Annotated in this window: 22 protein-coding genes and 1 CRISPR repeat array; of the genes, 7 read left to right on the top strand and 15 right to left on the bottom strand. The window is 50.0% G+C overall.

What is annotated here, in order from left to right:
* Nucleotides 1-271: 271 nt before the first annotated feature.
* The 4 genes from NYE74_RS30265 to NYE74_RS30250 form a co-directional block, all read right to left on the bottom strand.
* Nucleotides 272-460: a hypothetical protein gene (locus NYE74_RS30265; RefSeq protein WP_155619985.1), complete on the bottom strand. Its 189-nt coding sequence runs from the start codon at nucleotides 458-460 to the stop codon at nucleotides 272-274.
* Nucleotides 461-541: 81 nt separating this feature from the next.
* The gene (locus NYE74_RS30260; protein ID WP_036625518.1) at nucleotides 542-1,027 is read right to left on the bottom strand and encodes a low molecular weight protein-tyrosine-phosphatase; all 486 of its coding nucleotides are present in this window, start codon (nucleotides 1,025-1,027) and stop codon (nucleotides 542-544) included.
* 194 nt (nucleotides 1,028-1,221) lie between these two features.
* Nucleotides 1,222-2,097 carry an AraC family transcriptional regulator gene (locus tag NYE74_RS30255; protein WP_124331829.1) on the bottom strand — a complete coding sequence of 292 codons (876 nt, stop codon included), beginning with the start codon at nucleotides 2,095-2,097 and terminating at the stop codon, nucleotides 1,222-1,224.
* A gap of 138 nt (nucleotides 2,098-2,235) precedes the next feature.
* Complete coding sequence (locus tag NYE74_RS30250; RefSeq protein WP_036625524.1) at nucleotides 2,236-3,063, bottom strand: AraC family transcriptional regulator; 828 nt, start codon at nucleotides 3,061-3,063, stop codon at nucleotides 2,236-2,238.
* A gap of 311 nt (nucleotides 3,064-3,374) precedes the next feature.
* On the opposite strand from NYE74_RS30250, the gene NYE74_RS30245 reads away from it, so the two are divergent.
* The 5 genes from NYE74_RS30245 to NYE74_RS30225 all read left to right on the top strand — a co-directional run bounded on the left by NYE74_RS30245 (nucleotide 3,375) and on the right by NYE74_RS30225 (nucleotide 8,426).
* Nucleotides 3,375-4,547: a Gfo/Idh/MocA family protein gene (locus NYE74_RS30245; protein WP_270619366.1), complete on the top strand. Its 1,173-nt coding sequence runs from the start codon at nucleotides 3,375-3,377 to the stop codon at nucleotides 4,545-4,547.
* Nucleotides 4,548-4,611: 64 nt separating this feature from the next.
* Complete coding sequence (locus NYE74_RS30240; RefSeq protein ID WP_213510098.1) at nucleotides 4,612-4,767, top strand: hypothetical protein; 156 nt, start codon at nucleotides 4,612-4,614, stop codon at nucleotides 4,765-4,767.
* 482 nt (nucleotides 4,768-5,249) lie between these two features.
* A complete protein-coding gene (locus tag NYE74_RS30235) occupies nucleotides 5,250-6,098 on the top strand; it encodes a sugar phosphate isomerase/epimerase family protein (protein ID WP_036625528.1) in 849 nt (282 codons plus the stop codon).
* Between the two features lie 230 nt (nucleotides 6,099-6,328).
* Nucleotides 6,329-7,384 (top strand): Gfo/Idh/MocA family protein, encoded by a 1,056-nt coding sequence (locus tag NYE74_RS30230; RefSeq protein ID WP_036625530.1) that lies wholly within the window; start codon nucleotides 6,329-6,331, stop codon nucleotides 7,382-7,384.
* A gap of 19 nt (nucleotides 7,385-7,403) precedes the next feature.
* A complete protein-coding gene (locus tag NYE74_RS30225; protein WP_036625532.1) occupies nucleotides 7,404-8,426 on the top strand; it encodes a Gfo/Idh/MocA family protein in 1,023 nt (340 codons plus the stop codon).
* A gap of 126 nt (nucleotides 8,427-8,552) precedes the next feature.
* Here the strand turns inward: NYE74_RS30225 and NYE74_RS30220 are convergent, their stop codons facing one another.
* The 4 genes from NYE74_RS30220 to NYE74_RS30205 all read right to left on the bottom strand — a co-directional run bounded on the left by NYE74_RS30220 (nucleotide 8,553) and on the right by NYE74_RS30205 (nucleotide 10,920).
* Nucleotides 8,553-8,762 (bottom strand): hypothetical protein, encoded by a 210-nt coding sequence (locus tag NYE74_RS30220; protein ID WP_124331831.1) that lies wholly within the window; start codon nucleotides 8,760-8,762, stop codon nucleotides 8,553-8,555.
* A gap of 206 nt (nucleotides 8,763-8,968) precedes the next feature.
* A complete protein-coding gene (locus NYE74_RS30215) occupies nucleotides 8,969-9,832 on the bottom strand; it encodes an SDR family oxidoreductase (protein ID WP_036625535.1) in 864 nt (287 codons plus the stop codon).
* Between the two features lie 91 nt (nucleotides 9,833-9,923).
* Nucleotides 9,924-10,337, bottom strand: coding sequence for an Rrf2 family transcriptional regulator (locus NYE74_RS30210; protein WP_124331832.1), 414 nt, complete (start codon nucleotides 10,335-10,337; stop codon nucleotides 9,924-9,926).
* A 238-nt stretch (nucleotides 10,338-10,575) separates the two neighbouring features.
* Complete coding sequence (locus NYE74_RS30205) at nucleotides 10,576-10,920, bottom strand: hypothetical protein (protein WP_036625538.1); 345 nt, start codon at nucleotides 10,918-10,920, stop codon at nucleotides 10,576-10,578.
* Nucleotides 10,921-11,129: 209 nt separating this feature from the next.
* Here NYE74_RS30205 and NYE74_RS30200 point away from each other — a divergent pair, with 209 nt between their 5' ends.
* Both NYE74_RS30200 and NYE74_RS30195 read left to right on the top strand, forming a co-directional pair.
* Complete coding sequence (locus NYE74_RS30200; protein WP_278738351.1) at nucleotides 11,130-11,654, top strand: DinB family protein; 525 nt, start codon at nucleotides 11,130-11,132, stop codon at nucleotides 11,652-11,654.
* 120 nt (nucleotides 11,655-11,774) lie between these two features.
* The gene (locus NYE74_RS30195) at nucleotides 11,775-11,939 is read left to right on the top strand and encodes a hypothetical protein (protein ID WP_270619370.1); all 165 of its coding nucleotides are present in this window, start codon (nucleotides 11,775-11,777) and stop codon (nucleotides 11,937-11,939) included.
* A gap of 374 nt (nucleotides 11,940-12,313) precedes the next feature.
* A CRISPR array of direct repeats spans nucleotides 12,314-13,325; the repeat unit is 29 nt; unit sequence CTTTATATCCCACTACGTTCAGATAAAAC.
* A 206-nt stretch (nucleotides 13,326-13,531) separates the two neighbouring features.
* Here the strand turns inward: NYE74_RS30195 and cas2 are convergent.
* The 7 genes from cas2 to cas8a1 form a co-directional block, all read right to left on the bottom strand.
* Nucleotides 13,532-13,792 (bottom strand): CRISPR-associated endonuclease Cas2, encoded by a 261-nt coding sequence (gene cas2 / locus NYE74_RS30190; RefSeq protein WP_270619371.1) that lies wholly within the window; start codon nucleotides 13,790-13,792, stop codon nucleotides 13,532-13,534.
* Nucleotides 13,793-13,794: 2 nt separating this feature from the next.
* Entirely contained in the window at nucleotides 13,795-14,781 is a 987-nt protein-coding gene (cas1b, locus tag NYE74_RS30185; protein ID WP_270619372.1) for a type I-B CRISPR-associated endonuclease Cas1b, read from the bottom strand.
* Entirely contained in the window at nucleotides 14,778-15,275 is a 498-nt protein-coding gene (locus NYE74_RS30180) for a CRISPR-associated protein Cas4 (protein WP_278738350.1), read from the bottom strand. The genes cas1b and NYE74_RS30180 overlap by 4 nt, the downstream gene beginning before the upstream one ends.
* A gap of 18 nt (nucleotides 15,276-15,293) precedes the next feature.
* The gene (gene cas3, locus NYE74_RS30175; protein WP_278738349.1) at nucleotides 15,294-17,594 is read right to left on the bottom strand and encodes a CRISPR-associated helicase Cas3'; all 2,301 of its coding nucleotides are present in this window, start codon (nucleotides 17,592-17,594) and stop codon (nucleotides 15,294-15,296) included.
* 77 nt (nucleotides 17,595-17,671) lie between these two features.
* Nucleotides 17,672-18,376 (bottom strand): type I-B CRISPR-associated protein Cas5b, encoded by a 705-nt coding sequence (gene cas5b, locus NYE74_RS30170; protein ID WP_270619374.1) that lies wholly within the window; start codon nucleotides 18,374-18,376, stop codon nucleotides 17,672-17,674.
* Entirely contained in the window at nucleotides 18,373-19,284 is a 912-nt protein-coding gene (gene cas7i, locus NYE74_RS30165) for a type I-B CRISPR-associated protein Cas7/Cst2/DevR (RefSeq protein WP_341005463.1), read from the bottom strand. Before cas7i ends, cas5b begins: the two co-directional genes overlap by 4 nt.
* On the bottom strand, nucleotides 19,277-21,202 hold the full coding sequence (gene cas8a1 / locus NYE74_RS30160) for a type I-B CRISPR-associated protein Cas8b1/Cst1 (protein WP_278738347.1): 1,926 nt from the start codon (nucleotides 21,200-21,202) through the stop codon (nucleotides 19,277-19,279). The genes cas7i and cas8a1 overlap by 8 nt, the downstream gene beginning before the upstream one ends.
* Nucleotides 21,203-21,205 lie beyond the last annotated feature (3 nt).

Genomic DNA, 21,205 nt, shown 5'->3' with positions numbered 1-21,205 from the left:
GCCGCTAATGGGGGATGAGCCTGGCTGGTTCCGGATAATAAGAGCATAAAGTTCCCCTATTTGGGAGGCTGGCTGCCTTGGTTGTCCAAGTAGTCGGCTGTCAAGCAACGATTTTAGATTGAGCGCAATAAAACGCCCGACGGTGCCCCTGAGCTTTTTCAAAGGCACGCCGTCGGGCGTTTTTCCCTATCTGCCGCCGGGGAACCGCAAGAATTCCGGATCGCCGGAAACAAGCAGCGTCATAGCGGAAGAGCATCCGATATTTCCCCGGTCAGATTCTCCGGGGCCGCAAATGGAGGTAAAGCGGCGGTCCGTCGGCAAAATCGCGATGGGTCACCTTGACAAACTCGCTTTCCCGCTCAATGAGCGGGGACCTCTCGCTGTCACTGGGCGCCTCGGCCCCGGCCGCTAAGGACATGACCAGCCGCCGTTTGTCCTCGGCATACTTTTTGTGCGGCATTTTGGGACGCCTGAACGCCTATGGGAAAGGCGCAGCCAAAAATGCCGCACATTTTAACGTGCGGCACCTTGCCGGTTCAGCCTACGCCAAGGCCTCCCGCCGGATCCGTTCCAGCAAAGCCCGGCAGCCCTGCTGCACCATCTCGTAAACCTCCTCGAAATTGCCCGTATAATACGGGTCGGGCACTTCCTTGATTTTCGAGTCGGGAACAAGGTCGAGCAGCTTCCATATTTGGGCATCCGTCTGGCGCGCCAGCGCTCTCAAATCCCGCTCGTTTTGGTTGTCCATGGCGATGATATAGTCGAAATCCGAGAAATCCGCAGGCGCGACCTGTCTGGCCCGCAGCCCTTCGTACGATATTCCGTACTGGTCCAAAATCCGGCGTGTGCCGTGATGCGGCGGATTGCCGGTATGCCAGTTGCCCGTTCCCGCCGAATCGATGCGAAACCGGCCGCTTAAATCCGCTTCGGCCACCAGATGCCGGAACACGGCTTCGGCCATCGGCGAACGGCAGATGTTTCCGAGGCACACAAACAAAACGCCGATCGGTTGTTGCTTGTCCTTCATTACGCTTTTCCCCCCTGGTCAGATATTACTATAGGATTTCCGTCAGAACAACCTGCCGGTGATTTTTACGGTTGGGGGCCACTCTAAACGGCAGCAAAAAGCCCTGCCCGGGAGTATCCTCCCGGGCAGGGCCTCTATGAAGACGACGCTGGGCTGCCCCCGGTTGGGCAAATCCGCCGTCCCCGGGACAAACGCTACTCTTTCCGCACGACCGGAATCCAGATTTCGCTTTTGTACGTCGGCGAGGTGACGTCTGGGCTTTCGTTCCAGAGAATTTCCGGCCCTTCGGCCAGCTTGTAATTTACGGACGGGAACCACTCGGCGTATATTCGTCCCCAAACGTTTTGCAGTGTCTCGGGGAACGGCCCCACCGCTGTGAACACCGCCCATGTCGAAGCAGCGACTTCAAGCGATGCCAGATGAGCGGGACAGTCCCGCGTAGTGGCGACGCCGATATAGTGATCGAGTTCCCCTTGCTCCTTCATCCGGCCCTCCGAAAAATTCGCCGACGCGCTGATCATCCCGGCCGGCTCCACATTGGACAGCCCTTTCAGGAGCCGAATGGTCTCCTCGTCCAAGCTCTGCCACATTTCCGCGATCTGCGGATTGACACCGTGAAATTGGATCGGCACTCGTTTGGATAACCCCACAATCCGAAAAGCCTCTTTTTCCACAATACGATAGTTCATTTCGCTTCCTCCTTGAACGGTAAATTGGAAGGTCATACGCGGATAAGCTTTTAACGGTTGGCCTGGATTTCTCGCTTCGGACGGCATGATGCCGTGCATGACTTGAAACGCCCGGGCGAAAGCGTCCGCCGAGCCGTATCCGTATTTTACCGCTACGTCGATAATCCGGACATCTTGATGCTGCAGCTCGAACGCGGCCAGCGTCAGCCGCCTGCGGCGAATGTATTCGGACAACGTCACGCCGGCCAGAAAAGAAAACATCCGCTTGAAGTGATATTCCGAACAAACGGCGAGCCTGGCCGCTTCCTTATAATCGATTTCATCCGCCAGATGCTGCTCGATATAGTTTAAAGCGGCGTTTAAGTTTTTAAGCGAATCCATCGTCTGTACCTCCTTCACATTCACAGGATAACAGGATCAAGCTGGCCCGATCCGACTTTTCGTGCCCGAAAATAACGGGGGTGTTCATCTTGTGCTGCAGCCGGTTGGAGCAGCGGGCGTTTGGAGCAGCAGCGGGTTTTACCGCGTGCAAGCCCGGTAAGCGGTCGGGGAAATCCCCGTATGCGCCTTAAATTGGCGGGAGAAATGAGAGAGCTGCATGCCGAGCCGTTCGGCGATTTCGGCGATGCTCTCGTCGGTATACGTCAGCAGCCGCTTGGCTTCTTCCATTCGCTTGCGCTGCACGTAGTGCATCGGGGTGACGCCCATAATTTTTTTAAAATACGGGATAAAATAATTCGGATGCAGGTGGGCGATATCGGCCAGCGCTTCGATCTCTATCGGCTCGTGCAGGTGCTCCTGAATATACTTCAGCACGCCCGCCAGCTTGTTCCGCTCCGTAAACTGCATATAATCCTTCAAAAAGTCCCGGTATCCCCCTTCCTCCAGGCAGCAGGCCAACAAATTGAGCAGTCCGGCCTGGAGCCTTAAGCCCGCAAACGGCCCGCCCGCCTGGAACAGACCGATCATCGTCTCAAACGTCGTACGGACAAATTCCGGGTCGCGGACATCGCTGATGTACAGCTTGCTCCCCGCGTGAAACAGCGGCCACTCCCCCACCTGCGCGTCGAAATGGCAAAAATACCGGGTATACGGATTGTCCGGCGCGGTAAAGGTCGTTTGGCTCGATCCCGCCGGCATGATCATCAGTTGGTTCGGCCGCGGATAATACGTGGTTCCGTTGATGACCACCGCACCCTCGCCTTGGGCGATAAAATACAGCCGGTTGAAGCTCGGGGCTTGCTCCGCCCGGTTCCAGCCGGGGAACCCGCTTTTAAGCTGGACATGCGTTACCGTTACGGTCAGGCTTTCGGGCAGCCGCCCGGCCAGTTGCTCGGCTTCTTTCATAGGAATTATCGTCTCCCTCGTTTCCTTTGATCGTGGGTCCGGCAATTTACGGATTAATTTTGCAAGCACTTTCATTGGTTGTTTGATGTTCTTATTGTAGCATCGCGTTTTTACCAAATACACCTTAATTTTGTGCAAAATACCCTTAATCTTTGCCATTCTCATCGTTTGGAATTCAAGCTAAGCTAAGGGGGCATGAGATACATACTCGGCGGTTTAAAAACGGTAGCGGAGAGGGGAGCTTAAGGAGATTCGCCGTTACCGAACGGAACATCCCTCCACCCAAAAATTCGAGAAAGGCAGGGAGCATCATGAACAAAGTACGGTTTGGCATCATCGGCATCGGAAATATGGGGACGTCGCACGCGCTCTCTTTGATAGGCGACATTAAGGGGGCGGAGCTGACGGCCGTATGCGATTGGAACCCGGAAAGGCTGAATTGGGCAAAGGAGCGATTGCCGAGTGCGGTGCGCGCTTTTGACCAGGCGGAAGCCTTTTTCGCTGCGCGGGTTATGGACGCCGTGTTGATCGCAACGCCGCATTACGATCACCCGACGCTGGCGGTGCAGGCTTTTGAGAGCGGTTACCATGTGCTCGTGGAAAAGCCGGCCGGCGTGTACACCAAAGCGGTCCGCGAAATGAACGAAGCCGCCGCGAAATCCGGCAAGCGGTTCGGGATCATGTACAATCAGCGGACGAACCCGCTGTATGCGAAGCTGCGCGATCTAGTACTGTCCGGGGAGCTCGGAACGATCCGCAGGACGAACTGGATCATCACGAACTGGTATCGGTCGCAAAGCTACTATGATTCCGGCGGCTGGCGGGCGACCTGGGCCGGGGAAGGCGGCGGCGTGCTGCTGAACCAGGACCCGCACCAGCTTGACCTGTGGCAGTGGACGACCGGAATGATGCCGAAGCGGGTGCGGGCTTTTTGCCATTTCGGGAAGCACCGCAGCATCGAGGTCGAGGATGACGTCACCGCCTATGTGGAATACGAAAACGGCGCAACCGGCCTGTTCGTCACGACCACCGGCGAAACGCCGGGGACGAACCGGTTCGAGCTGGCGGGGGACAATGGGAAGATCGTCGTCGAGGACGGCAAGCTGACGTTTTGGCGCCTGCGCGTGCCGGAGCCGAAGTTCAACGCCGAATATACCGGCGGATTCGGGCAGCCGGAATGCTGGAAATGCGAAATCGCCGTGGAAGGCGGCATAGGTCCCCAGCACAAAGGCATCCTGCAAAATTTCACCAACGCGGTGCTGCACGGCGAACCGCTCTTGGCTCCGGGGGAAGAAGGCATCCTCGGCCTGACGATTTCCAACGCCATGCACCTGTCCGCCTGGACGGAGGATTGGGTGCAGCTGCCGCTCGATGAAGATTTATTCTACGAAAAGCTGCAGGAAAAAATCAAAACCTCGGTGTACCGCAAGGGCAGCGGGGGCGCAGGCGGCGGCAGAGTGCTGGACGTGTCGGGTACTCACTAAGGGAGAGGCCAACTGGTTGGGCGAGGCTGATGGGGTTTGTGGAGGCAGATGGGGTTAGTGGAGGTTGATGGGTACTGGTGATCTGGGGGATCGGGCGATTGGGCGGGTAGGTGAACGGGTGGATGGACGGGTGGATGGACGGTTAGGCGGTTGGACGGGCGGGTGGATAGACGGGTGGATGGACGGTTGGGCGGTTGGACGCGGGTGGATGGACAGTTAGGCGGTTGGACGGACGGGTGGATGGACGGTTAGGCGGTTGGACGTAAAAATAGCGGTAAAAAATGTCGTTATTTATTTTGTCCTCTACCTATTCAGGAAAATAAGGGAAAATTATGTCGCTATTTAAGGGACTGAGTGGAAAAATGCCCGTTCAGCCGGGGTTGCTCTAAAAATAGAGACAAAATTTGCCGCTATCTGAGTACAAAGCTCATGACGCTGCAAAATAAGGCCATAGAATGCCGCTATTTTTCCCCAACTATTCCCCTAGTACCTTTCCCCAACTATTCCCCTGCTACCTTTCCCTACTACTTCCCGATACTACTTTTCCCTACCACCTTTCCCTGCCACAGTAACCAATGCACCCCATTTTCATATCAGCCCCCCCCCTATCTAAGAAAGCCGCCGTGCTAGTCCGACCGACCTGTTTTATGTATGCCGACAAGCTTATACCTAAGGATTACACCAAAGGAGGAGCGATGTAAGATGAAATTGTCCGTGTTTACGGTGGCCACGCCGGATTTGACGCCGGAGGAGCTGGTTCTGACGGCGAGGGAAGCCGGGCTGGATGGCGTCGAGTGGCGCTTCAAGGGGGTGCCCGCCGAAGCCAAGGATGAAGCGCCGTCGTTTTGGCGCAACAACCTGTGCTCGATTGACCCAGGACTTTCGGATACAGAAATGCTGCGGTTCAAGGAGATTACGGAGGCGCAGGGCCTGGAGGTCGTTAGCGTAACGCCGTACTTAAATTCCTTGAACCTGGAGGAGACGGATCGGGCCTTTCGGGCCGCCCGTCTGCTCGGGGCGAAGATGATCCGCGTCGGAGCGGCCGGCTACGACGGGTCTACACCCTATCCTGAACTGTACGAGGCCACCGTCCGCTATTTAAAGGAAGCCGAGCGGATGGCGAAGCAGTACGGGGTCAAAGGCGTTGTGGAAACGCATCACAATACGATCGCGCCAAGCGCCGGGCTCGCCCACCGGCTGGTCAGTCACTGTGATCCGGAATATATCGGCGTGCTGTTTGATCCCGGCAACATGGTGCATGAAGGGTATGAACGGTTCAAAATGGGGCTGGAGCTGCTCGGTCCTTATTTAGCGCATGTGCACGTGAAAAATGCCGTTTGGACGCAGGACGGCGCACGCGCGGACGGGACGGCCGGCTGGCGTTCCGAGTGGGCCCCGCTGGCAAGCGGGATCGTCGATTTCCGCACACTTCTCTATGACCTGAAATCCGCAGGTTATGACGGCTGCCTCGGCATCGAGGATTTCAGCGGCCAGTACGATTCCAAAACGCTGCTCAAAGCGTTTGCCGAATTTATGCGCGAAAGGATGTAAAACCGATGAACGAACCCTTCGAAAAGAACCCGACGACTCCGTCGAGCCCGTCGAGTCCGTCGAGTCCGTCGAATCCATCAAATCCGTCGAATCCATCAAACCCATCGAGTCCATCAAATCCATCGAATCCGACGAGTCCAATGAAGGCGCACGTCCCAGACCAGCAAAATGGCGGCGACTCCTCGCCCTCGTCCTCTCTCCAGCCCGAGTCTTTTCAGACGAGCGACGGCATGAATTACGCGCCGAAAGGACGGCCAAACCCCGTTGTGGGGCCGGGCGAGTTCGTGTTCGCGGCCGTCGCCCTCGACCATGGCCACATCTACGGCATGTCCGGCGGGCTGGTCGAAGCCGGGGCCACCCTGAAATGGGTCTATGATCCCGACCCGGCCAAGGTGAAGGCGTTCTCCGCGCAGTTTCCCCAGGCCGCTGCGGCCGACAGCCTCGAGCAGGTGCTTGCCGATCCCGAGGTCAAGCTGGTCGCGGCCGCGGCCGTCCCATCGGAACGCGGTCCGCTCGGCCTGCGGGTGATGGATGCGGGCAAAGACTATTTTACCGACAAAACGCCGTTTACGAGCCTGGACCAACTGGAAGCCGCCAGACAAAAGACGCGCGAGACGGGCAAAAAATACGCCGTCTATTACAGCGAGCGCCTTCACGTCGAATCCGCCGTGTACGCCGGCCAATTGGTCCGGGATGGAGCGATCGGCCGGGTGATTCAGATAACGGGCTTCGGTCCCCATCGCCTGAACGCCGCCTCGCGTCCGGAGTGGTTTTTCCGGAAAGAAAAATACGGCGGCATTCTCTGCGACATCGGCAGCCATCAAATCGAGCAGTTTCTGTACTACACCGGCTGCCAGGATGCGCAGGTGCTGCACAGCAAAGTCGCCAATTACCATCACCCGGAATACCCCGAGCTGGAGGATTACGGGGACGCCACCCTAGTCGGGGATAACGGGGCCACGCAGTATTTTCGCGTCGACTGGTTTACGCCGGACGGGCTCGGCACCTGGGGCGACGGGCGGACGTTTATTTTGGGCACCGAAGGGTACATCGAGCTGCGAAAATACACCGATATCGCCCGGGACGCCGGCGGCGATCACGTTTATCTCGTCAACCGGAGCGGGGAGCATTATTTTAACGTTCGCGGGCAGGTCGGCTACCCGTATTTCGGCGAGCTGATTTTCGACTGCATCCACCGGACGGAAAATGCCATGACCCAAGAGCATGCCTTTAAGGCCGCAGAATTATGCCTGAAAGCGCAGCAGCAAGCGTTGCGAATTTCTTAAGGAACGGAAGGGATTAGCGATGCGGGAACAAACAGGGGCGGCGATCGTCGGCTGCGGAACGATTTTTCCGGTACATGCCGGGGCTGTTAGCCGAATGAAAACCGCCAGCTTGAAGCTGGTCGTCGACACCGACAGGAGCAAAGCGGAGCAAGCCGCGGCCGAATACGGCTGTGAAGCGGCAGCGGATTATCGCGCCATTCTGGAACGTGACGACATTCAGGTCGTTCACTTATGTACGCCCCACCATTTGCATGCGGAAATGGCGGAAGCTCTGCTTCAAGCAGGCAAACATGTGCTATGCGAAAAACCGCTGGCCCATAACTTGCAGGCGGCGGAGCGGCTGCTCAAGACTGCGCAGGAAGCGCCCGCTCAACTTGGCATCGTGTTTCAAAACCGGTATAATGCGGCATCGCAAAAAATCCGGGAGGTGATCGATTCCGGCGCATTGGGCAAGCTGCTCGGCATGAAGGGAATCGTCACCTGGAACCGAGGCCGCGATTATTATGCCGGCAGCCCATGGCGGGGACGCTGGGAAACCGAAGGCGGCGGCGTGCTGATCAATCAGGCCATCCACACGCTTGATTTGCTGCAGTGGTTCGGCGGCGCCATCGCCTCCGTCCAGGGCAGCGTCACGACGGACGCCCTCGCCGATGCGATCGAGGTGGAAGACACCGCGCATGCCGGCATCGCCTTCAAAAACGGGGCTTGGGCTATTTTTTACGCAACCAATGCTTTCGTCGCCAATTCCCCTGTTGAACTGGAGCTCGTCTTTGAAACAGGAGCGCTCCACCAGCGGGATAACCGCCTTTATTTGAGGCAAAACGGCGCGGAAACCCGCCTGGATGAGCCTGCTTCGGGCCAAAACGCGAGTATCGTTCCAGGGAAGGCGTATTGGGGCGGCAGCCATGAGCTGCTGATTTCCGATTTTTACGATCATGTCCGGGAAGGACGCAAATTTGGGATTGATGGAACGGAAGGGATTAAAACGCTGCGGATGATCTCGGAACTGTATCGTTCATCGCAAACGCGCCGTTCGAGATAAGCGGGAGCGGATGAATAGGGCTTGCCGCCGGAATGCCGGGCACTCCGGCAGCGATGGATTATTTGCGGAACAAATAAAAAACGCCGTCCTGGAATGAGGTGAGAAGCGCTGCATATGACCATCCAATTACAGCAGTCTTCTCATCTTCATCAGGATCGGCGTGAGTAGGGACCCGCGTTTCTTTTCGCGCGGAGCCTCATTCCGCATCGACTTGGCCCGCTCTTTGGCCTGCTCTTTGGCTAGCCGCCGCATCTGCTCAGCTATCCTGCACCTCTCCATCTCCATCTGAAGATCACGGATATGTTGTTTGGCAATATCCAGGTTGTTGAAGTTCATTCATTTCATCTCCATTCTTTATGATTCCGGGCGGCCTGCAGCAATGCTCCGGTTTGGCATTCCGCTTTGTCGCCCTTTCTCATCATAAAGCTCCCAATGCGGTAATGCCAGGTACAAAACGGCTTTAATTCTTTTTTCCAGAGACGCCAAAAACCGGCCTCTCGTTTATTCGGAGAGGTCGGCTTTAGCATTTTGCTTGCGCCGGGTTAGGAGATTCCCTTCACCAGTTGGCCAAGGGCTTCTTGAATAGGCTTTAGCGGGCGGCCGAGCACTTTTTCGAAATCGTTGCTTTCAACTTCCAAAGTGCCTTCGCGAATGCCTTGTTGAATCCCTACCAGCATCGGGATTACGAAGTCGGGCACGCCGGCGGCTTTCATGATGTCCGCGTAAGCGGCGTCGTCCACTTGCTGCACTTGCACATCCTTACCCAACACAGCGCCTAGCGCGGAAGCCAGTTCTTCCTGGGTCAACAGCTTGCCGGAGAGCTCGTAGATCGTATTTTCGTGACCGTCTCCCGTCAATACCGCCGCCGCCGCTTCCGCGTATTCTTGTTGAAGCGCCCAGCCTACCTTACCGTTTCCTGCCGAAGTCACCCAAGGGGCCCCGGACAAAACAGCCTGAATGGTCGAAGTTTCATTTTCCAGGTACCAGTTGTTGCGCAGGAAAGAATAAGGAATTCCCGTTTTCAAAATTGCTTCTTCGGTTGCCTTATGCGTTGGAGCCAGCATGTTTTTGCTTGCTTGGGCATTGGCGATGCTCGTGTAAGCAATAAATTTGACCCCGGCTCGCTCGGCGGCCGTTACGGCAGTTTGGTGCTGCCGGATTCTTGTTTCGTTGTCGCCATCCGCAGAAATGAGCAGTAAACGTTCAACGCCTTTAAAAGCCGCTTCCAACGTTTCCGGACGGTCAAAATCGCCCTGCCGCACCTCTACGCCCCGCGCCTTAAGCCCTTCCGCTTTCTCCGGGTTGCGCACGCTGACCGCCAGATCGCTGGCCGGTACGGACTTAAGCAGCGTCTCAACCACTTTCGTTCCCAGTTTTCCCGTTGCGCCAGTCACTAAAATTTTCATCGGTTTTGCCTCCATTAAATTGGTGTAGTTCATTCTGTTATAACACATTTGGTTACAACGAATGTATAAATAAAAGCTCTTATGTGAGCTTTTATTGAAACTTTTCGATAATCTGGCCCAGCGTCGTTTGCGCCAGCCTATGTTCCATCGCCAATTGGGCGTCCTTCAATTCCGCTTGCAGGACGTTTTCGATATTCCGTCCCACGAGACAAGCAATATTGGAATTTTCATGAATGCGGAACAACTGGTTCTCCTCCGCCACATTCACGGCCCGATATACATCCAGGAGCGTGATCCGGTCCGGTTCCTTGAGCAAAGCGGCTCCTCCCACCCCTGGCCGCACCTCCACCAATCCCGCTTTTTTCAGCATTCCCATAATTCTCCGGATGATCACGGGATTTGTGTTCACGCTGCCGGCGATAAAATCCCCGGTGCAATCCGGCGTGACCGCAATGAGGGAAAGGGTGTGCACGGCAATCGAAAAGCGCGTACTGATCTGCTTCATAGGGTATCACCACCGTTGTAACCAGTATAGTTACAAACATTCATTTTGTCAACTTCCTCAAACTCACACTGCAATATGCCGTGCTGACGCTTTGGGCTGTTAAAGTATTACCGCCGCGCTCACTTATAAGGGTAGAACGGGAGCAAAAATAACAACCGCTTTTTTGGATTTTTTTGCCCCATCCCCTTTGGCGAAAAAAAAGCCGGCAATAGTGCCGGCTTTTAGCGGAGCGTACGCTTCAAGAACTTTTCATCATCCGGGACATCTCCTTGATCATTTTCCGCTTCCATTTGTTCACTCCTTGTTGCGTCATATTCAGCTCGCGGGCAACTTCCCCTTCTGTCTTGTCCTGCAGATATATTTTGTAGATGATCTCTTTTCCCGTGTCGGAGGGAAGTGCGTTAATCAACTGTTTCACAACGATTTTGTCATCAGAAGATGAGGTGAAGCAAGTTTCCGACGGTTCGAATCCGTTGAACGAACATTCCCGCTTCCTTACCAATTTGGCTCTGTACTGAATCCTCCAAGCGATCCGATAAACTTCTTTCCGATATTGCTCGTACACGGTTGGCTGTTCTTTCATAACTACTTCCCCCTTTCATCCATCTTCTACCTATAGGGAAATCCAAAGGGGCGATTTACAACCAAAAATGCTTAGGTAATTAGTATCATTTCATTTTTTTCTAATTACTGGTTGTAATTATGGTCATTTGATTATGGAGGAATTGAAGAAAGTTTAAAGAAAATATATAGGATGGCTAGTCCGAAAAAAAGGTTGGAAAGGGGTACAACATGCAATTCCTTCTGAATGAAGCGGTTGAGGTGCTGGAACGTACGCCGCTGGCGCTGGAGCAGTTCTTATCCGGTTTGTCTGAAGCATGGCTCCGGTGCAATGAAGGCGAAGGAACCTGGAGTGTCTCGGAAGTGATCGATCACCTGATCGAGTGGGAAAAAAGCAATTGGCTGCCGCGGCTTAAGTCGATACTCCAGGACGGTGACAGCAACCCGTTCCCTCCTTTCGACCGGAACGCACATTTGAAAGATAAACCGGAAACATCCATCGAACATCGGCTACGGGAATTCAAAGAACTCCGAACGCAACACATCGTTAAAATCAAAGAGCTCGTCGACCCAGCTTCGCATCTTGAACGAACAGGTTTACATCCGGCGTTTGGTGAAGTCAAGTTAAGGGAACTGCTGTCCACGTGGGTAGTGCACGATTTGACACACCTTGCCCAAATCGCCAGAGTCATGGCCAACAGATACAGGGCCGACGTCGGGCCTTGGGTGGAGTATTTGGGGATATTGAATAGGTAATCAACCATTATTGCCCGCAGATTACGCCGATCCGTCATGCCGTTCAACGCTGGAGGTATCTTTTCGCCAACTTTGTGTATTACATGTTTGGACATTAAAGAAGGAATTGAGGTAGAAATCATGGTTACGCCGGAAAATGGCATTTTTCTCCGCCCGCTAAGTAAAACACAGGAAACCAATGATGATTTACGTAATCATTTAAAAAAACTTCTTAGTTTGATTAAACCAGGTTCCCCGCGACATGAAGAAGTTGATTTTGGTGTTGAAGGAGACGAATTGATTTGAAGACCATTACTCCATGGAGAATCTGATTTGGCTTGGACTTTGATCCGCAAGCTGAAAGGGAATAAGCCGGGAGCGTATCTACCATTGTATTGTCTGAATTTGATTTTAGCGAATAAGGAGTTTTGTTTGGGTTTGTCTAATATCCAAACTAAAAACTACGTTTTGAAGTTGCTCTTGAGGGACTTCAAATAAATGGAGTGGTCCACCTGTCAAGCGATTCACTTCCGGCAAAGAAATTTATCGCAATACGAGATCATTTTGAGTTAAAATCCAAATCTTAGCTCCGAAGCAGTAACGATGTCTGCCTCAGAAAATTTTACATAGCATAAAAACCAATATTTCACTGTGCGGATAAAAAAAATCAAGTCAGATACGTTTATATCCCACTGCGTTAAGATAAAACTAGCGTGCTGAAACATAAGACTCGCAACAGAATGAACTTTATATCCCATTACGTTCAGATAAAACGTTTCCTTGGTTACAGGGTCTTTGACCTTTTGACACCTTTATATCCCACTACGTTCAGATAAAACAATGCAAAACCTTGAAAGACTTAGGTTACGGTTTTGTCTTTATATCCCACTACGTTCAAATAAAACGTTGTCTCTGTGAAAGTAAAAAGCACCCTTGTACCATCCTTTCCCACTACGTTCAGATAAAACGCTGATCAGTCAACTGCTGCAAAGCCACCTGCATCTGCCTTTATATCCCACTACGTTCAGATAAAACGCAGCTCCCAGGCGATGAACTCCGAGCTGTTATCCTTCTTTATATCCCACTACGTTCAGATAAAACTTAGCTTGCTCGCCGGATGTAACCCTACTGTCGGCCCTTTATATCCTACTACGTTCAGATAAAACGCTCATACACTTTGTTATGCTTGCGATACTTCTTATATCTTTATATCCCACTACGTTCAGATAAAACTCAAGAAACACCCCGGACGTTGACACGTAAATGCAACTTTATATCCCACTAAGTTCAGATAAAACCCATTCCGGATTCAACTGTATCGACAACGTCACTTGTCTTTATATCCCACTACGTTCAGATAAAACACTGGATTCCAACCGTGACACGCATAGCCAATTCGTTCTTTATATCCCACTACGTTCAGATAAAACCAACTTCCCTCCCAGACCATTAAAGCGGTCTTTGTACTTTATATCCCACTACGTTCAGATAAAACGTGATAGTGCGCTCTACATTTCCCTTTCGCATAATACTTTATATCCCACTACGTTCAGATAAAACGGTGATACGCCATGAAATAGACATAGTTGATGTAGGTACTTTATATCCCACTACGTTCAGATAAAACTTTCGACTGTTTTGGTGATTTTTTGACCTCTACAACCTTTATATCCCACTACGTTCAGATAAAACCCCGATTTTTTGCAGCCGAAAAGCCTTGTTATATCAGCATTTCTAGGTCAGGGGTCTTGCTCATTTTGCATTGAACCGTCAATTTGGAAAATACATTCCTTCAAAAAAGGGCCTTCAGCCCTTGAGGCACAAGGCTCTCGGGCGATTCGACAAAATTTTTGATCGCTGCATTTTTATCAGAAGCGCCATTTTCCTAACTGTACACTTCAAAGGAATAACTTATCGAAAGATCGGTCTTCCCCGATAACCTCTTTCACAATAGCCTTGGGATTCTCGACTTTGTACAGATAAATCGAATCTTCATCCTCCATCATTCCCCGCAGTTCGGCTAGACAACGCGTTAATTTTCCTTTAGTGATCTCACCTTCAAACACCGAATTTTGCGTCCAATCCAGGTATTCTCGTAATTTCTTGCAAACTTTGCCTACGCGTTTCTCTCCAATATCGTACGTAATAATGACAAACATGTCTACCACCAAGCCTTAAAAGGTTTGTAGCTTTCATCGCCAATGACGTGCTTAATCAGCTTGTAGGCTTCTAGCCGAATCAAATAGCGATACGTCACATTGCGCTTCAATTTCCGATGTTTAATCGTGGTCTTCATCTTTTCATCATACGTGGCCAGAAATATTTTTCGTCCTTCTTCAGTTAAGTATACGATCCCATCTCGATCGTCAAAATGCTTCGCTTGAATCCGTCGATTATTTACCAAACTAAAAATAAGCGGATCAATCAAAAACGGCTTGAAAATTTCCGCAATATCCAAGCTAAGTGAAAAACGCTTGCTTGAAGGCTCATGCAAGTAACTGATCGCCGGGTCCAACATCGTTTTATATAGCTCCGACACAACCGAAGTGTACATTAGTCCGTTACCAAAAGAAATCAATGCATTCAGCGGATCACGCGGCGGGCGTTTGCTGTGGCTCTCCCAAGTAAAACTGCTGTTTTTGGCTAACAAAGGAAACGTCTCATAGTATACTTGACGGCACTGTCCTTCAACCCCCATCACGGACGGAATATTAGAGGCATTTTCAAGTAGAGCCACTTTGGATTGAATAGTATCAATGTATGGCTTGGATTCATCACCCGCTTTCCGCAAATTTCTTACCATATAATGTACTCCGCCCTGTATAAAAGACTTGGCCAGTACCAACCTTTTATTTAGATCCAAATAATGCTCGCTTTGGCGAATTACCGTATAGCCGGACACCCGGGAATTTCGCGGATAATAGGTACCATCGTAATAACCATAATGGTTATATACATGTAAACGCACATCATGCTGGGTTAAAATATGCAGAAGTGAGGTATTGAAATCCACATTTCCAAACAAATGTAGATTCTCCGTCTGTTCAACGGGCAATGGACTGGACTTTTCTTCCTCATCCGTAAAATACAACGTATTATGCTTGCGATGCAGCTTGCCAGTCGAGAAGACAAACACATCCCTGCTCATTCCTCTTCCCCCTCTCCCGCTTCACAAAAGTCTTGATAGGCACACTTGGAACAATACTTTAGTTTTCGATAATGCGGGAGTTCGCCTTGCAGTACTTCGTTTATGCCCTCTATGGCCGAACGAACCTCCAGCTTCTCATCAAACCCCAGTACAACTTCGGTCGTTTTCTTTTCCTTTGGATAGCTCAGCAATCCCTTTTTCTCGACTCCACGTTCCCTCAGTAAATAAAGATAATAGAGCATTTGCAGACAATCCGCTTTCTCCATCCGGCTGCTAATTTTAACTTCCCTGACGTATTCTCCATCTATGGCGTCCAAAACAGCCAAATCGTCGGCATTGATCTCCTTATCCAATTTGGCATACGTATGTTCATGAAGAATTTTTCCTTCTTCTACCCGATCATATTGTTGCTCAAAACCGATTCCCCGATGAAATAACCACAATTTACATTTGTAAACGGCATAATAGTGTATTTCTATCCCACGAATAGACATTGGAGAAATCCCCTTCTATCACTGAAATAGAGGAGCTGTAATCCCCTGTATATCCAGCCCTGTCTCCTCGCAATACTTGGCATTCACATAATAAAGACCTTTAATTATCGGGAAGGGAGTGAGTATTTTTTTATCTTCCGCCATATAATAATTCACTCCAACGGTATAATTCTCTATCGTTCTCCGTGCTTTACGCTTCGCTCGTTTATCTTTTGCCTTCTTCCAAACTTCCAAAGCTTCCTCGATTTCCTTTGTTTCGCGATAACTATCCGGAATCGCCTGCACTTCCCGAATATCCCGGAGAAGTTGTTGAGCCTCCAATTTGTCCAGCTCATACATCGGACGATCCTCCAGTTCTTTCATAGTTTTATCGAATTCTTCTTTAAACTTGGAATCTTTCAAGGCTCCCTCGTCATAAAGAGCGCGAATCATCCTCTGCTTGTCCGACTCCAATAAAATGCCGGATTCATGCTGTGCGAACAATTCCAAACTCCGGTTATAAATATCATCGTGATACACCGAATTCTTGCCGAGTTTTACGCCGGACACGTCCCCGGTATACACATGTATGTTCACCTCGTCTATCGACTTCTTCCCTTTGCGGTTGCAGCGTCCGTAACGCTGAAACTGGCTATCCAGCGTCGACATTTCCGTATGCAAGCGATCAAAATCAATATCCAGACTGGCTTCAACCAGTTGAGTTGCGACCCAAATTCCATTCCCTTCCCCCTTGGCAAATTCCAAAATATCGGATTCTTTTTGATCACGGTCCTTTTTGATATATTTGGAATGTAGCAATTGAAGCAGCAATTGAGCTTGTTCCGTTCGCAATTTCAACGCTTCATACACTTCCCTTGCCCGCCTAACCGTATTGCAGATAACCAGAACTTTAGAATTCTTCCCCTCTTCGGCAATTTGTTCTATTACACTTTCATCCAAAATAGACTTCGGACTCAGCTGAACATGATGGCGAACAACGCTATCGTCGATAAACTCCTCACAGGCGACTGGTAATCTGGATATCCCCAAATGCTTGATCAAAGCTTTATAATAGAAGTCCGGCAGAGTAGCCGTCATGATCATAAAAGATCCGCCGATTCGGTCAATCAGAACTAGTGCCCTTACGATCAACGCCGCAATGCGCGGATTATAAGCTTGAAGCTCATCGATAATGACTTTCGCCGAAGCGACTGTCGCGTATTCTTTTTCGAAGCCTAAATAAAAGAAGGGAAATTTCAGAATTTGATCGATTGTAGAAATGACCAGCTTGTTTGCGTACTCTCTGGATTGGGAATGAATTTTCTCAAGGATGTCATCTCTGTTCGTCTCCATTTTCTCATCCAATTCCGCCTCCTTCTTCTCGTTCGACTTCTCATGTAAATAATCCAGACTGGTGGAATGCAAAAGACCCGTCGCTTCTTCCCCCTCACCGTTCGACAAGCTGGAACGCGAAAATCCGATCTTGTTTTTATCTGTAATCCGTCCGTACATTGCATTAATACTTACTCTTAGCGGCAAGGTGAAAAATCCTTTGGACGAGCCCAGCCACAATAACCCGGCTTCCGTTTTGCCCATTCCCGTCTGGGCCACGACAACGACATGCTGATCCCGGTGCCGCTCCGTAAATTGCTGCAATTCATTCTTTTTGCCTCCAAAATTTGTCTGAATAAACCTGTCCACATATTCTCCCACATGCATATCTATTGCTAATTCAACAGGGACATGGGCCGATGCGGCGTGATCGAGGCGATGAAGCAATCCTTTGATTAATACATAGCGAAGAAACACATCCCCTTTATCTTCCCGGATCCGTTTTGTATTGGAGAGGTGCGCCAGCTTTTGACTAATACATTTGTCATCCAGTTCAATGCCCAATTCCCGTTCGATTTGATCACGATGGGGCAGAATATGCTGCTTATAGATAGCGGCAACTTCTTGATTTATAATGTTATCGTTTCTTTCATGGTGATATCCTACCGCTTGGGCAAGGATATATTTTTCGTCATCGCTTAGCCCGAGTTTTTTGAAAGGAAGCGCCATAACGGAGACATAATTATGCCTCACGTCAAAATTGCATTGCGTATCTACAGGCCGTTGCTTCAAAGCACGCCTAATTTTATTTTGGAACACCGCATCGTATTTACCGACATCATGATACAAAACAGCCCAATAAAGCAATTGCCAATCCCGGTCGCTCATCCGCAAAACGTTCCCGTACCCATTTTTAAGCTGATGATAGCATGCAATCAACGCATTCGTGTGCTGCTGTATTGTCTCTGTTTCCGGCAAAGGCGGTGTTGATTTAGCAAAAAATATCACCTTGTACATGTCTCCTTTCAAAACAAAAAGAGAGAACCAGTCATAGATCGGTTCCCTCCTTCCGGCAAATTTACATTTTAACTTGGTTGAGCAAAAAACACGCCATTTCCATCTTTATCAATCAGCAAACCGTCATCTTCGTTATAAATGGACGAACCTGCTTGTACATAACCAACATGCAGCTTATCCCATACGCGAACCCCATCCACAATTCGATAGGTCCAGTTCAAGCGATAGGGAAAGTGCTCGGTCGGCCCCAACAATCCAATCGGCACAAACGCATTCTGTTGCAGAATGATTTCTTCCTCTGTGTTTACCAGCTCAACCCGCTCGCACGCATCAACCCGCACCAAGTCTTCCCATCGGCCGAGGCTTAAATGGACATTTCCCTCATGAACGCGTTGCTCCAGTCGTTCCAGCACATCATCCTCGGCATGGATATGAATCAGCAAGTTGACGTCATAAAGCATATGGCTGTAGATCGGCATTGTGGTGATATCCTGAAACTCCCTGTCTATTCCCAAACCATCCACGGTTAATGCAAATTCATCCGTTTTCTCCGTTTTAAAAAAATAGTGCGTCTGGTAATCCGTAACCAGCGTATCGTAATTTCCCTGAATGCTAATCTGCATTGGAATTAGTTCGCCCGCTTCCAGAATCGCATGCACCATCCCCTTCACGGTCGAATGAGGAGGGAGCGGGTATGTTTCCGCTACTTTAAAGGCGTAGGGCTTTTTGTAACAAGCCGTTTGCTGATATAACTTAAGCCGTAGTGCATTCATTTCACTGCTGCTCCATAGTAAGCATCGATCTCATCTTTTAACACGGCAAAAAACTCCTCTACACTCCCCGTTCTGCCCGGCGCCGCTTGTTCAAATTGCGAATCATTGCGGAAAACGCCGGATACAAAGCCAATACGTGTGAATGTCTGCATCGCTTGTCCGCCAAATGTCGTCTTGCCCACATCTTCCAGGGCGGACACATTAAGATTCCAAGCCTTGGTTTGCGGCTCGAGCATAATGCGGCCAAGGAAAAACGGATTTGCCACAGGATATATCCCGCCGATAACGAACAAAGGAGCAAGCGATTCCTGCCGGCCGCGAATATTGCGATTGAGCAGTTTAAGGATATCCAGTAATTGGTGTAAGCGCACCGCTTTTTCCGCTACCGCCAGTTCCACAGGATTACCCTTATCGGCTGGATCCACGCCTACTCGGTCTAAATCAACCGTCACAGTATAGGTATAGAAACTTTCATGCTGCTCAATATTCGCCAAATTGGGAGTTTCATCAATCCGCTCTGCAAGTCCCATGTTATTTAAAAATTCGAGATCACTGCGGTAAGGCTCCAAAGATACGGCATGAGACAAGCGGGCAACGGCAGGACGTTTCTGCGATTTTTTTCCCGTCTTGAGATAACCGAACAAATCCATTTCAACCGAATCCGCAATGTTGACATCTTCTCTGAATTGCAATGTTCCTTTGGCTTTGTCCACCGTTTGCAAATTCCACCCAAACCACTCGTTTCCGAGGCGAACGATATCATAGCGAATGCTTTGCCGGGAGGCAAAGGTCAGCACGTCCCCGTTCCCGCGATGGATTTTTTTCAATTCGGAAATGTTCCCGATACCTTCCCCATAATTCAGTGAGTTTGCACGAAAAACGACAGTTAGAGTCAGAGCTTTACTCATTAATGGCTACCTCCTCGGTGGATTGAGATGATGGAGAATCCTGACCAAGTAATCCGGCTATAAAAGCAGTGGCGATAGAATCAAAATCCAGACCATCTTCTTGTTTAAAACCGTCCAGAAAGATGCTGGACACGCCTACGCTGCCATATCTGCCGTTTTGGCGCGCGCCGGATGTATTTGCAGTTAAATACAGGCGGAAGACGGTATCCATAAACTCTGCTTTATTGTTGGATTTGGCCGAATTCAGCAACCGATAAGCCCAACCTTCCAATTTTTTTCGACCGGTAGCTCGATACTCCTCTCCTTCCACTTCTTCGGTCGGACGCGTAGAGATCAAGCGCTTACGAAGAGTAACCCCCTCGCTGTATACATGATAGATTTTCTTATCATAGCTGGTCATTTCCTTCTCTCCTTTCTTGGCCTGTAAAATACGTTTGCGCGTTCTGGCGGCTTGATAGGCGCTGGAAGCAATTCGAGCCTTCTCGTTCATATTCAGTTTGGGATCAACTGATATTCTAAGCAATTCATAAACAGATGCCTTAGGATCAAGTCCTTTTAAAACGGAGCGTAAAAAAGCTTCTCTTAAATGGTGATGATGAATGGACTCAAGCGTCTCACCGTATTTCTTCAGAAACGCAGCAAGGTAAAGCGGCATGTGGTAGTAATCCAGCAACGTTTTCTTGGCCTGATACTCGGAATGCAGTTCTACGAAAAGATAGGCAGGTTCTTTTACTCTCGCTGCCTTATCTATGGACTCGTTCAACAAGCCAACGATTGCTTCTCCAAAGGTGCTTCCTTCCCGGCTGCGCAACGTACGATAGCGTTCGTTGTCCTTAACCACTTCAATAAATGATTTCTGAGATAACACCATTCCAAAAAAACGTTTATGTTCGTTGAATTGTTCCGTGCCCAACCGGCGATTGTAAACCGTGAGCCCGATAGGGACGGCAAGCAGAATGAGGCGCGCTACCGCGCTGATTGGAACCGGCAGCCCTTTATTAAAGTTCCAGTTGAAGTTCACGGCATTTTTCTTGGACAAAGCCAACGGAGAAAAGGTCATTTCTTCAAAAGATTGGGTGGCAGGCAGGCCGTCAATGAATGAACAAGGAAGCAGCTGTTGCTTAAAAAAATGATGAATCTCTTCGGGACTATTTATTTTTTTGGCGGTTTTTAGCCAGTCTTTAAAAGGCTTATAAGTTTCACTATGCTCCTGCAGCAACGCAAGAATGTTGGACTGGTCGGGAGAATTGCTTAATTCCCCGTATAGTTGAAGTTCTCGCAACGCAGGAACGGCAAAATCCTTATCCAGTTGATCGATATGCTGTTCAGTAGACTTGGCGTTGAATGTGGGCTGAAGGATGGACGTTTGTCCGAAAAAAGGCCCCATAATTAACGCCTTAACGTAATTTAACGTCAGTTTTTCGTTAATGACCGGAGTGGACATCACCGTTTCGTAAAGATCCACGTTTTCATGGATTTTCGACACTTCATCATGCTTATTGATAGAATTCAAAGATTCTATAATTTCCAATAGCTTACTATATTCTGGCAGATCGCCAAAGTATTTTTCTACTTTTTTCGCCTGTTCGGTCATCATCTTGCGGATTTCTTTGGCGGCCTCCCTAACTTTCGCATCCATTTCAGCCGCTTGATTAGGCTCGCTCTGAGCTCTTGACTGTGCCCGGTCCGCTTGATTGATCCACCATTCCATCCGTCTTCTGTCACGTTGAACGATGCTGAAATTTTGGATCATCCAATAAATGTACCTTTTCGGGAATTGTAAAATGTGCTCTTCGCTCAAAACAATACCGCTGTGGGTTAACACCCGGTCCCGGTCCTCTTCAAACAATCGGGTCAACCCGATCAAGCCGGCGGAAAGCATCCAGTCTTCGGCTTCGATCGCTATTGAGATAGTCATGCT

Source organism: Paenibacillus sp. FSL P4-0127, from assembly GCF_038007325.1.
Classification (GTDB): domain Bacteria; phylum Bacillota; class Bacilli; order Paenibacillales; family Paenibacillaceae; genus Fontibacillus; species Fontibacillus macerans.
This window is presented reverse-complemented; position numbering and strand designations above follow the sequence as displayed.

Excerpts from the sequence above, each read along its gene's own strand:
- NYE74_RS30200 (WP_278738351.1), top strand. The coding sequence starts at position 11,130 with ATGCAATTCCTTCTGAATGAAGCGGTTGAGGTGCTGGAACGTACGCCG.
- NYE74_RS30195 (WP_270619370.1), top strand. The coding sequence starts at position 11,775 with ATGGTTACGCCGGAAAATGGCATTTTTCTCCGCCCGCTAAGTAAAACA.
- cas1b (WP_270619372.1), bottom strand. The coding sequence starts at position 14,781 with ATGAGCAGGGATGTGTTTGTCTTCTCGACTGGCAAGCTGCATCGCAAG.
- NYE74_RS30180 (WP_278738350.1), bottom strand. The coding sequence starts at position 15,275 with ATGTCTATTCGTGGGATAGAAATACACTATTATGCCGTTTACAAATGT.
- cas8a1 (WP_278738347.1), bottom strand. The coding sequence starts at position 21,202 with ATGACTATCTCAATAGCGATCGAAGCCGAAGACTGGATGCTTTCCGCC.
- NYE74_RS30260 (WP_036625518.1), bottom strand. The coding sequence starts at position 1,027 with ATGAAGGACAAGCAACAACCGATCGGCGTTTTGTTTGTGTGCCTCGGA.
- NYE74_RS30250 (WP_036625524.1), bottom strand. The coding sequence starts at position 3,063 with ATGAAAGAAGCCGAGCAACTGGCCGGGCGGCTGCCCGAAAGCCTGACC.
- NYE74_RS30245 (WP_270619366.1), top strand. The coding sequence starts at position 3,375 with ATGAACAAAGTACGGTTTGGCATCATCGGCATCGGAAATATGGGGACG.
- NYE74_RS30210 (WP_124331832.1), bottom strand. The coding sequence starts at position 10,337 with ATGAAGCAGATCAGTACGCGCTTTTCGATTGCCGTGCACACCCTTTCC.
- NYE74_RS30205 (WP_036625538.1), bottom strand. The coding sequence starts at position 10,920 with ATGAAAGAACAGCCAACCGTGTACGAGCAATATCGGAAAGAAGTTTAT.
- NYE74_RS30265 (WP_155619985.1), bottom strand. The coding sequence starts at position 460 with ATGCCGCACAAAAAGTATGCCGAGGACAAACGGCGGCTGGTCATGTCC.
- NYE74_RS30255 (WP_124331829.1), bottom strand. The coding sequence starts at position 2,097 with ATGGATTCGCTTAAAAACTTAAACGCCGCTTTAAACTATATCGAGCAG.
- cas5b (WP_270619374.1), bottom strand. The coding sequence starts at position 18,376 with ATGAATGCACTACGGCTTAAGTTATATCAGCAAACGGCTTGTTACAAA.
- NYE74_RS30235 (WP_036625528.1), top strand. The coding sequence starts at position 5,250 with ATGAAATTGTCCGTGTTTACGGTGGCCACGCCGGATTTGACGCCGGAG.
- NYE74_RS30215 (WP_036625535.1), bottom strand. The coding sequence starts at position 9,832 with ATGAAAATTTTAGTGACTGGCGCAACGGGAAAACTGGGAACGAAAGTG.
- NYE74_RS30220 (WP_124331831.1), bottom strand. The coding sequence starts at position 8,762 with ATGAACTTCAACAACCTGGATATTGCCAAACAACATATCCGTGATCTT.
- NYE74_RS30225 (WP_036625532.1), top strand. The coding sequence starts at position 7,404 with ATGCGGGAACAAACAGGGGCGGCGATCGTCGGCTGCGGAACGATTTTT.
- cas2 (WP_270619371.1), bottom strand. The coding sequence starts at position 13,792 with ATGTTTGTCATTATTACGTACGATATTGGAGAGAAACGCGTAGGCAAA.
- NYE74_RS30230 (WP_036625530.1), top strand. The coding sequence starts at position 6,329 with ATGAATTACGCGCCGAAAGGACGGCCAAACCCCGTTGTGGGGCCGGGC.
- cas7i (WP_341005463.1), bottom strand. The coding sequence starts at position 19,284 with ATGAGTAAAGCTCTGACTCTAACTGTCGTTTTTCGTGCAAACTCACTG.